The following is a 10,505-nucleotide window of genomic DNA, read 5'->3' as shown; positions in this document are numbered from 1 at the left end:
TCGGGTTTCGAGTGCGCCGGCGCTGATGAAGTTCTGCGCGGCCAGGTCCTGGTTGCGTCTGGCGTTCATCGCGGCCAGTTCGCGCCGCGCCATTGCATCGCTGAGCTGAGCTTGCGCGGCCACTTGCGTACTGCCGGCGCGGGACAGCGAAGCGTCGAGGGCACTTAGGCGCTGGTCCAGGTCCACCGGGTCCATTTCGGCCAACAACTGTCCGGCCTTGACCGCATCGCCCACATCGACCTTGACGCTGAGCACCCGGCCGGCCACCGTGGGGCCAATCATCCAGTTGCGCCGCGCTTCCACGGTACCGATGCCAAAGAGGGCCGGGCTCAGCCGGCCTTCCTGCACTCGCGTGACGGTGACCCGCGTGGGCGCCAGCGGTCCGGTGCGCAGCGCCACAAAGGCTAGCGCGCCCACCAGCAACAGCGCCAGTCCGCCCAGGGACAGGCGTCGAATTGGTAGCGGGTTGCGCTTCACAGGGCTTCTTTCAGGGTGAGTCCGCGCAGATAAATCTTGAATACATCAAGCGCCTGTCGGGCCATGGCGCGCACTTCGCCGCTGATCAGCGACTGCATGACCAGGCCCTGCACCGAACCGACAAACAGCACCGCAGCGGCCTCTCGGTCAGTGCCCGGCGCCAGCAGGCGCTGCTCTTGCGCGCGCTCCAGTACGCCCATGAGCAATCTCCGGTACTGCTGCATCAGACCGCGAACGCGGGCCTTGAGCGCCGTGTCCTGCGCGTGCTGCAGTTCCTGAAAAATGACCCGCGGAACGCCAGGATGGACGACCACAAAATTCACATGCGCCATGAATACCGCTTGCAGCGCGGCCAGCGGGGCGAACTTGTCCGTTTTGGCCAATTCAGCGTCGGCGGCAGCCTGAAGCCGGCTCATCAGCGTGTCTGCGGTCCAATCCAACACAGCCAGCCAGATCGCTTCCTTATTGGCAAAGTGGCGAAACACCGCGCCCTGCGTGATACCCACAGCCTGGGCCAAATCGCCGGTGGTGATGCCTGCCGGGCTGCACTGCGCTGCCAGCCTCAAGGCAGCATCCACCAGAGCAGCCTGGCGTATTTCTGTGGACTGCTTGACACTCTTTACGGATATTTCCATCAACAATCCAGGTAATTGATTAATTACTTGGATTGTAGAGCCGGCTCCAATTTTGTGCGAGTGACGCAGTTTTCCTCACCAATTTCGCACTGTCAATGGCACCTGCTTTTTACGCATCGACCTGAAGTTCAAAGGTTCATGTCGTGGTGAATCGGTCAAAGCCCAGCAGCGCCATGACCACGACCACCGCGGCCACGGGGCCTGCGAGCGGGTAGACGATGGACGCGAGAATCGGAGCCACCAAAAGCAGGTGGCGCAAGCCCCAGCTGTAGAGCAACCCTGCCCTGCGCAAATAGACCGCACCGGCGGGCGACCATCGCAGGCGCTCCTCGGAGTCAACCGGCATGGAACTGATGAACCCGGCGTGATTGTAATAACGCACCGCCATCGCAGAGCAGACCAGCTAGGCAAACAAAACCGTCATTAGTACCAGTTCGAGCACCAGCCGCGCGGTCAAATGTGCGGAGATGGCGTCGCTGGCGCCAAACGAGGCGTTCAGCGAAGGGGCGGCCAGCGTGACCGCGCCCATCAATCCCAGCGCTGCCGTTGACGCGGTCATGGTCGCCGACATCATCGAATTGCGCAGGGTCTGCACTGCCAGGATTTCCGAGCCACGGTGCTTGGACAACGCGGCAAACCAGTCTTCGCGCAAGGTCGCGTGCACATAGCGCGCCAGCCGCGCGGGGTGACAGAGCGGTTTTTCACTTCCTGACTGACCTCGCGCAGCGCCAGGCCTATGTGCGCGTGGTGATGCATGCGGTCAAACCGGAAGGGCATGTCATCGTGGCGACGTTTGGGCCCGAGGGTTTCTCCAAGTGCAGCGGCCTTGACGTGGTTCGGTATGACGCGGATGGGCTGCACGGTGAGTTTGGCGATGCCTTTCGCCTCGTCGAAAGCGCAACTGAAGTACACGAGACGCCGTTTGGGACTTCGCAGCAGTTCATTTATTGCTACTGCGTCAAATCGTCATGAAACGTCAGGTTGAAGCCTGTGAATAATTAAATTCAATGCTCTGATGCCGGTGCCACGTCAGCGCTCGCCTGTGTGTCGGAGTTTTCGGGAAATGTCAAACAGGCCTCCAGGCCCACCGGATTTCTTGGACGAAGCTGCAAACTTCCCGCGTAACGACTGGCCATCTCGCTGACGATGGAAAGCCCCAGACCGCTGCCTTGAGAGGCCGCACCACGCCTCCAGAACCGCTGCGTGGCCAATGCGCAATCAACCTCGCTCAAGCCGGGCCCTTCATCACAAACGCAAAAGGCGACGGTCTGGTTTTCATGCATTTCGACGCGCAGCACCACTTCGGACGAGACAGTCGAAAAGCGCATCGCATTGTCCAGAAGGTTGCGCAGTGCGCAGACCAGCAGCGATTCGGGCACTGCCAATGCAATCGTTCGATTTGGCAGGAACAAGCGCACGCGTCCCTTCACATGTTGACCGGCTTGGGCATCGTCAATCGCCAGCTTTGCGGCGACATCTGCGAAGGATCGGCCTTGTGGCGCTGGCTGCAGCGAACCCTCCAGGCGAGCCAAAAGGAGCAGCTGATCAAGCGTGTTTTGCAGCCGCAGTACCCCCCGCTCGGCATCGGCCAATGCTTGCTGCGCCACGGGCGCGCCGTCAGCGCTCCGGGCGGCAAGCCGCATGACCTGCAGGTGCGTTTTGATACCCGTCAAGGGCGTTCGCAGCTCGTGCGCAGCGTCGTCGGTGAACCGCCGTTCCCGGGCCATCGCATCCTGCATGCGACCGACAAGATGCTCGATGGTGTCCACGAGCGGCCGCAGCTCGGGCGGCGCCTGGGTGTCGGGCAGCGGCGCAATGTCAGAAGGCCCGCGCAGCGCAAGCGCAGCACGCACTCTTTCGATAGGACGCAGGCCGCTACCGATTCCAAACCACAGCAACAGCAAACTGCCGGCGAGCGCGGCGGCAAAAGGAATCCCGGCAGTCAGGGCGATGTCCCGCAGCAGACGCTCACGCACATCGATGCGGTCGGCGGTGGCGATCCGTATGCCGCCTTGCTGCAATACGTAGGTACGCCAGAGTTTTCCTCCAAAGCTGCGCGTGCTGTAGCCCGGCTGCACGTCGCCCAGACCAGGGCTGCTGGTCGTTCGAGCCACGGGTTGCATCGTCACTTCTCCACGCAGCAGGCTGACTTCACAGGCTAGGCCATCGCGTGCGACAACATCGAGTGCCGATTCCATCGGCTTGCCTACTACCATGCTTTCGCGCGGCATCTGCATGACCAACCCAGCCACCATGCGCGCTGATGCGGCCAGCCGGTCATCAAGCGCTGTGCGAAGCTCACGGCGTACGTCGATGAGCATCCAGACCGCCACCAGGCTCCACAGCGTCACCAAGGACAGGCCAATGATGGTCAACAGGCGGACACGCAGGCTCCACGGGCGTCCAGTGCTGGATTGGGCACCCAACGATTTGCCCTTTTTGTCTGGCGCTGCATTCTTCGAATTCGACGCGCGGTTCACCAGCCAGCTTCTCCGAGGCGATAGCCCTGACCACGTACGGTCTCGACAATGTTGGGGCCGAGCTTTCGTCGCAGGTGATGGATGTGCACGTTGATGGCGTTGCTTTCGACGTCCTGTTCAAGTCCGTACAGGCTGTCGCGCAGGCGCTCTGCACTCAGGACGTACTGTGGATGTTGCAGCAGCGCCCGCAACAGGGCCAGTTCCCGACGCGAAAGGTCGATCCGCGCACCATCAAGCACGACCTCTCCCGTGGAGGCCATAAATGACAAAGGACCATGATTGACTTGGTTGACACTTCGCCCGGCCGCACGGCGGTGCAGCGCATGAAGGCGCGCCAGCAACTCATCCAGGTCGAAGGGCTTGAGCAGATAGTCATCGGCACCGGCCTGCAAGCCCTCGACACGGTTCTCGACGGCATCCCGCGCCGTCAGAACCAGCACGGGCAGCGATTGTCCGCGGGTCCGCCAGCGTCGCAGCAGCGCCATACCGTCCTCGTCCGGAAGTCCCAGGTCAAGTACGCAGACATCGAAGTGAAAACTGTCCAATGCAGCCTGGGCTGCGGCAGCGGTGCCAACCCAGTCCACCATCAAACCATGCAGCCGCAGCCCGGCAGTGACGCCACTGGCCACCAACTCGTCGTCTTCAATCAACAGGAGATGCAAAACTTTCCTCCGCGCACAACCATGGTATGGGAATTGTCGCATTCTGAAATATGGAACTGTTAACGCTCACTTAATCGTGCACCAGCATGATGGACACTTAAATTCTGTAAGGCTCCCACATTGCGTAGATCCTTCGTTACCTTCCTGCATGGCCTGCTGAACATCTGCATTGCGATGATTGCGGCGTTTGCGCTTGGCCAAGGCGCCGCCCATGCGGAGACCGCATTTCTCACTGCCGAAGAGGCATTCGTACTGACCGTTAACGAATCTGCAGGCAGCGCCGAGGGAGTTACGTTGAACTGGGCGATCGCTTCAGGTTACTACCTGTACCGCGACCGCATCGACGTCACGTCCCAACCACCCGGCGCGCTCGTACAGTTCGACCGTCCAGAGGGCGAGCAGAAAAACGATCCAAACTTTGGTTTGATGGAGGTCTTCCAAAAGGCAGTGACGGTCCAGGTGCACCCAGGCACGGCGCGCGATCTGACCGTGACCTGGCAAGGCTGCGCCGAAGCGGGTCTGTGTTACCCGCCCCAAACCCGAAAGATTTCCTTGGGCGATGGCGCTGGAAATGCGTCCGCATTGCCGGCGCCGATCTCGACGGTTGCCGCCAGTGCAGATGCATCCCCCAGGGCTTCCCTACTGCAAGCCGCGATGGGAAACGACAGTGCTGTCCAGCAGTTGCTGACCACGCGCTCGCTGGCCTGGACGCTGCCGATCTTCTTCCTTCTGGGCATCGCCCTGGCATTCACGCCTTGCGTGCTGCCCATGGTTCCCATCGTGTCGAGCATCGTCGTGGGTAGCCAGGCAGGTCCGAGGCGTTCGTTCGCGCTATCGCTGGCGTTCGTGCTGCCTATGGCGCTAACCTACGCAGCGCTGGGTATCGTTGCTGCCCTGGCCGGCGCCAATCTGCAGGCATTGCTGCAAAACCGCTGGACACTGTTCGCATTGGGCGGCGTCTTTGTCGTGCTGGCGCTGGGGATGTTTGGGTTCTTCGAACTTCAGCTGCCCGCTTTCTTGCGCAACCGGCTCGATCGCGCCAGCTGCGCTCGTCAAGGCGGAACGCTGTCTGGCGCTGCTGGCATGGGTGCCTTGTCGGCGATGCTGGTCGGTCCCTGCATGACCGCTCCGCTGGCAGGCGCCCTGCTCTACATCGCGCAAAGCGGCAATATGGTTCAAGGCGGACTGCTCCTTCTTTTCCTGGGACTGGGCATGGGTGTGCCTTTGCTGGTGGTCGGAACGTTGGGCACGCGATGCTTGCCAAGGCCCGGCCCATGGATGAATCGCATCAAAGGCGTCTTTGGTTTTTTGCTGTTGGGCACGGCGCTGTGGATGGTGCAGCGTGTCGTAGCCCCCTTTGTGGCGTTGGCCTTGTGGGGCGCGCTGTGCCTGAGTGTGGCGCTGACATTGTTCCAAATGCTGCGCGCAGACGGTGTGGCCGATGCGGGTCGCACCGGGCCGGGCCTGCTCGTGCGTTCCCTGGCGCTCGTGGTTGGCCTGTGGGGTGCCGCCATGGTGTTTGGCGCTGCCGCCGGAAGTGCCGATCCCTGGCGTCCCCTGGCCGGCATTGTGAGCCGCTCCGGGTCAGCGAGCCAGGACAAAGATACGGCGCCCGCAAGCGACTCCAGCTTCCAGACGGTCCGCAGCCCGCAGGAATTGCAGGCTCGTCTTGGCGAGGCCTTGGCCGCAGACCAGCCAGTGCTGGTGGACTTCTATGCGGATTGGTGCGTGTCGTGCAAAACCATCGAGTCCGAAGTGTTTGGCAATGAGAAGGTTCAACGCGCCCTGGCCGGCGTGATGCGTCTGCGCGCCGACATCACCGAAGGCAATGCGGCCCAACAGGACCTCATGCGCAAGCACCAGATCATCGGCCCTCCTACCGTGATGCTCTTCGATGCGCAAGGCCGCGAGCGACGGGATGCGCGCCTGGTGGGCGAGTTCACGGTGAAGGACCTTTTGCAGCGCCATCCTGAAGGGAGCGGAATTTGATGAGCAACACACTGCAGATAGGTCCGCTGACCTTCCCATTTCAGTTGCTGCTGGTGTTCGCAGCGGTGGCATTCGCGCTGTTGGTCGCTAATTTTCTAGGGCGTAAGGCGGGCGTGGACGCTGACACACCCCTGTTTCGCGTACTGCTGCTGGCCGTGCTGACTGCCAGGCTGGGGTTTGTCATCCAGTACCGCGAAATCTACTTTGCAACGCCGCTGGACATGCTGGACATTCGCGACGGCGGCTGGCAACCCATTGCGGGAGTTGCCGCCGCCTGGGTTGGGGCACTTGTGCTGGGCTGGCGGCGGCCTAGCGTTCGATTCCCCGTCGTGAGTGCACTGGCGGTCGCCACCCTGGTATTGGGATTGGGGACGGCAGCGATGGCATGGCAGCCCGCCCAGACAACAGAGTTGCCCAGCATCAGTTTGACCAGCATGGATGGGCGGTCCGTGGCGTTGTCAGCATTTGCCGGTGCGCCAATGGTGGTGAATCTTTGGGCCACATGGTGCCCGCCTTGCCAGCGCGAAATGCCCATCATGGCGAAAGCGCAAGCCGACCATCCAGGCATTCATTTCGTGTTTCTAAACCAAGGCGAATCCCAGTCCAAGGTCCAGGCGTATCTCACTGCGCACAAGCTCGGTCTGCGTAACGTACTGCTCGACAAGGAAGGCCAGGCCGGCGTGCATTTCGGCCAAAAGGCGCTTCCCGCCACCTTGTTCTTCAATGCCCAAGGCCGTCTGGTCGATACGCGTATCGGCGAACTGTCACATGCCACCCTGAGCCAGCGTCTCCAGGCGCTCGCATCCCCTTAATCCATTGAGCCATTAACCCAACCCTTGAACTCATGTATCCAAATCAACACTCGTTTCGTCGGGCACGCACGCTTCTACCCGTATCCACCTTTTTGATCGGCCTCTCACTGAGCCCGGTTTCAGCCCAGGACCGACCGCCCGTGCTCAAAGCGCTGGAAGCTAAGGGCGTCACCGTGGTGGGCACCTTTCCCTCTGCGGGCGGTTTGACGGCCTGGGCGGGCTATAGGGGCCAGCAACCCATTGCGTTGTACGCCACACCCGACGGTAAACACCTTATCGCCGGAACACTGCTGGACGATCGAGGCAATGACGTCAATCAGGACGCCCTGAAAAAGGCAGTGACCCAGCCCTTGGCCGATGCTGCGTGGGGCCAGGTCGAGAAAAGTCACTGGATTGCGGACGGCTCCAGCAAGGCGACACGCATCGTTTACGTGCTGACGGATCCGAATTGCCCGTACTGCAACAAGCTGTGGTCGGACGCACGGCCCTGGATCAACGCGGGCAAGGTGCAACTGCGCCACGTCATGGTCGGAATATTGACGCCCACCAGCGCCGGCAAGGCTGCGGTGCTGCTGACCAGCAAGGATCCAGCAACCGCACTAGCTGACTACGAACGAGCCAACACGGCGGCTAACGCCAAGGTGATGGCTGCCGGACGGCCCAAGCCACTGGAGGACCATGGCCTCAAGCCGCTAGGCAAGATTCCCGCTGCCGCGCAGGCGCAACTTGATGCCAACGAGCAACTTATGGAGAGCCTGCAACTGCGCGCCACACCGGCTTTGATCTGGCGTGACGACAAGGGCGCGGTGCAGACACGCACCGGTGCTCCGGACGGCGCCCTTGCGGCGGCTTTTGGCCCGCTTTGAGTTTCAGGAGTAAATCCCATGCAGAAAACGCCTTTGAAATCCACCATCACCACCGACATAGCAGTCATTGGTGCCGGCACCGCAGGACTGGCGGCCTTTCATGAAATCTCACGTGCCGGACGCTCCGCCCTGCTGATCGATCACGGTCCCTTGGGAACCACTTGCGCACGCGTGGGCTGCATGCCATCGAAAGCAGCCCTGCATGCAGGTGAGCAATGGGCGACGCTGTCCCGGCTTGCCCCGGGCGGGCTTCCTTCAGCCAGTCAGACGCCAGATGGCCTGTGGCAGCGAGCGCGCGCCACGCGCAACCTTCTGGCCCAGGGAGTCGCCGAGCAGACCGTGGCGCAAGCCGGCGATCGGCTGATCATGGGAGAAGCTCGGTTTCTGGACGCCCAGACCCTGGACGTCGGTGGCCAGCGCATCTGTGCAAAAGCCTTCGTGATTGCGACCGGATCACGGCCCATCCTGCCCAAATTTCTGTCCGACCTCGGTTCCCTAGTCGTGACCACGGATACCTTGTTTGAACTCGACAAACTACCGCGCAGTATCGGCATTCTGGGACTTGGCGCCATCGGTCTGGAAATGGGTCTGGCATTGGCCAGACTCGGCGTGCGCGTGGTGGCGGGCGACCTGAAGTCCACGCCTGCAGGCATCATCGACCCCGAAGTCAGGGCGCGTGCGCTTGAGCTTTTCAGCCCGGAACTGACGACCTGGCTGGGCCATCCGGTTGAGGTAGAACTCGTCGGTGATGCGCTGCACATGCGTAGCGGTGAAGCGTCGGCTACGGTTGATCTGGTGCTCGCGGCGCTCGGCCGCCAGCCCAATGTCGAGCAACTCGACCTTGCCAATGCCGGCATCACGCTGGACAGCCACGGTCAGCCTGTCGTCGACTCTGCCAGCCTTCGCGCCGCAGGCAAGGCTGCGATTTTCCTGGCTGGAGATATCACGCCCGACCGACCCTTGATGCATGAGGCTGTCGACGAAGGCGTGATGGCCGCGCGCGGAGCGTTACGCGCTCTTGAGGATGGCTTTGAAAAAGGCGTGCCGCCCCGCCGTGCGGCCATCTCGATCGTGTTCACCAACCCGGACGTTGCAGCGGTGGGAATGGCTTATGACCATCTCGACATGTCACGCACCGTGATTGGCACGGCCCAGGGCGCAGGCAACGGGCGCTCCCGGATTCTGGGTGCAGAAGGCAATCTGGTGCGCGTGTATGTGGACCGTCACAGTGGTGTGCTGCTTGGCGCAGGCCTTGTCGCCGTGAAGGGAGAGCATCTGGCTCACGCCTTGGCGTGGGCGGTGCAACGCGGCGACACGGTCGAGACATTGTTGGCGATGCCTTACTATCATCCCAGCATTGAGGAAATGCTTCAGTCCGCGTTGAAAGATGTGGTCAAGCAGATGACTGCGAATAGGCAAGAGCCCGCCAGCGCACGTTTTTAGGAAGGTCAAGATGAAAACCGGCACTTCACCTCTTCGCATCCTGCTTCATGCACCCACTGCGGCTGCCTTGACCAGGGCCCGTAACAATGCCAACAACATCGCGGCAGACAATCCCGCAGCAGATGTCCGCATCGTGGTCAATGGCGAAGCTGTCGCTGCAGTGCCGGAAGCGCCCGATGCAATTCTGGATACCCGCACGCTGGTTTGTCCGAATACGCTTGGCCGGATGGGCCGCGATGCGCCGTCTCCGCTGGTTGTGCTTCCCCGGGGAGCCGCACTGTCGCTGGCGTTGATGCAGCAGGAAGGGTGGTGCTATGTCCGCGCCTGAACCATCTTGCCGCATTCCAAATGTGCTCAACATCAACTCTTACGTCATGAGACGTCTTGCGGCCGCCGGGCTTTTATGCGCTGCTGTCGCAACCGCTACGGCGCAGCCTGCAAAGCAAGGGCAGCAGATCGCTGCGCAAGGTACTTCGCAAGGTGTGGCTGCCTGTATCAGTTGCCACGGCGCAAAGGGTGAAGGCTTGGGCGCTTTTCCGCGCTTGGCCGGCACCGACCAGGTTTACCTGCTGGCGCAACTTGACGCGTTTGCAGCCGGTAGCCGCAAAAATCCCATCATGCAGCCGATTGCGCAAAACCTCTCGTCCATCGAACGCCAGGCGGTGGCGCTCTACTTCAGCCAGTTGCCGGCGCCGTTTGTCGCGTCTGACCCAGCGCAGCCGTCGCGCTCCGATACAGGCGCATAGCTGGCGACGCGTGACGGATAATCCAACTCATGCAATTGGGTTGCCAGGAAGCGGGCACTGCCCACCGGCAGATCCCGCTGCAATGCGGGTCTACGTTTTTCTCCATTGCTGACCTTCAATTTTTCCACCGGATCACCCAAAACCGCGTTTAGTCGCCATTTTTACGCGCTTTCAGATCGCCGCGAGCAGCAGGACAAGAACTCGGCACTGAACTGCCTCAAGGCGCGGCGGCGACGCGTAACTGCGGGCGCTGCAGCAGGTCCAGGATCTGATAGCCGTCCGCCGGCAGGCCCACGCTGCGCTGGTATTGACGAACGCCGCGCCGCGTGGCCGGGCCGATAGTGCCGTCTGGCGTGCCGCTGTCGAAGCCACGTACGTTCAGCGCCGTCTGCAAC

Annotated in this window: 11 protein-coding genes and 1 pseudogene; 6 read left to right on the top strand and 6 right to left on the bottom strand. The window is 61.8% G+C overall.

Annotation, left to right across the window (positions count from 1 at the left end; genetic code table 11):
- From HHJ19_RS11210 to HHJ19_RS11190, 5 genes and pseudogenes are all read right to left on the bottom strand, one after another.
- A partial coding sequence (locus HHJ19_RS11210) for a biotin/lipoyl-binding protein (RefSeq protein WP_296907259.1) occupies window positions 1-477 on the bottom strand: 477 nt, incomplete at its 3' end.
- Window positions 474-1,112 (bottom strand): TetR/AcrR family transcriptional regulator, encoded by a 639-nt coding sequence (locus HHJ19_RS11205; protein WP_296907256.1) that lies wholly within the window; start codon window positions 1,110-1,112, stop codon window positions 474-476. The genes HHJ19_RS11210 and HHJ19_RS11205, both read right to left, overlap by 4 nt.
- Window positions 1,113-1,248: 136 nt before the next feature.
- Window positions 1,249-1,776, bottom strand: a pseudogene (locus tag HHJ19_RS11200) (DUF599 domain-containing protein).
- Window positions 1,777-2,116: 340 nt separating this feature from the next.
- Entirely contained in the window at window positions 2,117-3,592 is a 1,476-nt protein-coding gene (locus HHJ19_RS11195; RefSeq protein ID WP_296907254.1) for an ATP-binding protein, read from the bottom strand.
- Window positions 3,589-4,254 (bottom strand): response regulator, encoded by a 666-nt coding sequence (locus HHJ19_RS11190; protein WP_296907252.1) that lies wholly within the window; start codon window positions 4,252-4,254, stop codon window positions 3,589-3,591. The genes HHJ19_RS11195 and HHJ19_RS11190 overlap by 4 nt, the downstream gene beginning before the upstream one ends.
- Window positions 4,255-4,374: 120 nt before the next feature.
- On the opposite strand from HHJ19_RS11190, the gene dsbD reads away from it, so the two are divergent.
- From dsbD to HHJ19_RS11160, 6 genes are read left to right on the top strand one after another with little or no spacing between them, the layout of a single operon-like run.
- The gene (dsbD, locus tag HHJ19_RS11185; protein WP_296907250.1) at window positions 4,375-6,243 is read left to right on the top strand and encodes a protein-disulfide reductase DsbD; all 1,869 of its coding nucleotides are present in this window, start codon (window positions 4,375-4,377) and stop codon (window positions 6,241-6,243) included.
- Window positions 6,243-7,055 (top strand): TlpA disulfide reductase family protein, encoded by an 813-nt coding sequence (locus HHJ19_RS11180; protein WP_296907247.1) that lies wholly within the window; start codon window positions 6,243-6,245, stop codon window positions 7,053-7,055. Before dsbD ends, HHJ19_RS11180 begins: the two co-directional genes overlap by 1 nt.
- A gap of 32 nt (window positions 7,056-7,087) precedes the next feature.
- Window positions 7,088-7,921 carry a thiol:disulfide interchange protein DsbG gene (dsbG, locus tag HHJ19_RS11175; protein ID WP_296907244.1) on the top strand — a complete coding sequence of 278 codons (834 nt, stop codon included), beginning with the start codon at window positions 7,088-7,090 and terminating at the stop codon, window positions 7,919-7,921.
- An 18-nt stretch (window positions 7,922-7,939) separates the two neighbouring features.
- Window positions 7,940-9,364, top strand: coding sequence for a dihydrolipoyl dehydrogenase (locus HHJ19_RS11170; RefSeq protein WP_296907242.1), 1,425 nt, complete (start codon window positions 7,940-7,942; stop codon window positions 9,362-9,364).
- Between the two features lie 10 nt (window positions 9,365-9,374).
- Window positions 9,375-9,692: a hypothetical protein gene (locus HHJ19_RS11165; RefSeq protein ID WP_296907240.1), complete on the top strand. Its 318-nt coding sequence runs from the start codon at window positions 9,375-9,377 to the stop codon at window positions 9,690-9,692.
- Between the two features lie 46 nt (window positions 9,693-9,738).
- The gene (locus HHJ19_RS11160) at window positions 9,739-10,110 is read left to right on the top strand and encodes a c-type cytochrome (RefSeq protein ID WP_296907236.1); all 372 of its coding nucleotides are present in this window, start codon (window positions 9,739-9,741) and stop codon (window positions 10,108-10,110) included.
- Window positions 10,111-10,327: 217 nt separating this feature from the next.
- Here HHJ19_RS11160 and HHJ19_RS11155 read toward each other — a convergent pair.
- Window positions 10,328-10,505, bottom strand: a 178-nt coding sequence (locus HHJ19_RS11155) for a peptidoglycan-binding domain-containing protein (protein WP_296907261.1), incomplete at its 5' end; no start/stop codon positions are given.

The organism is Polaromonas sp., assembly GCF_012927415.1.
GTDB lineage: Bacteria > Pseudomonadota > Gammaproteobacteria > Burkholderiales > Burkholderiaceae_C > Polaromonas.
The sequence above is the reverse complement of the archived record's forward strand: the minus strand, read 5'-3'. Positions and strand labels throughout refer to the sequence as shown.

Excerpts from the sequence above, each read along its gene's own strand:
- HHJ19_RS11205 (WP_296907256.1), bottom strand. The coding sequence starts at position 1,112 with ATGGAAATATCCGTAAAGAGTGTCAAGCAGTCCACAGAAATACGCCAG.
- HHJ19_RS11180 (WP_296907247.1), top strand. The coding sequence starts at position 6,243 with ATGAGCAACACACTGCAGATAGGTCCGCTGACCTTCCCATTTCAGTTG.
- dsbG (WP_296907244.1), top strand. The coding sequence starts at position 7,088 with ATGTATCCAAATCAACACTCGTTTCGTCGGGCACGCACGCTTCTACCC.
- HHJ19_RS11170 (WP_296907242.1), top strand. The coding sequence starts at position 7,940 with ATGCAGAAAACGCCTTTGAAATCCACCATCACCACCGACATAGCAGTC.
- HHJ19_RS11165 (WP_296907240.1), top strand. The coding sequence starts at position 9,375 with ATGAAAACCGGCACTTCACCTCTTCGCATCCTGCTTCATGCACCCACT.
- HHJ19_RS11160 (WP_296907236.1), top strand. The coding sequence starts at position 9,739 with ATGAGACGTCTTGCGGCCGCCGGGCTTTTATGCGCTGCTGTCGCAACC.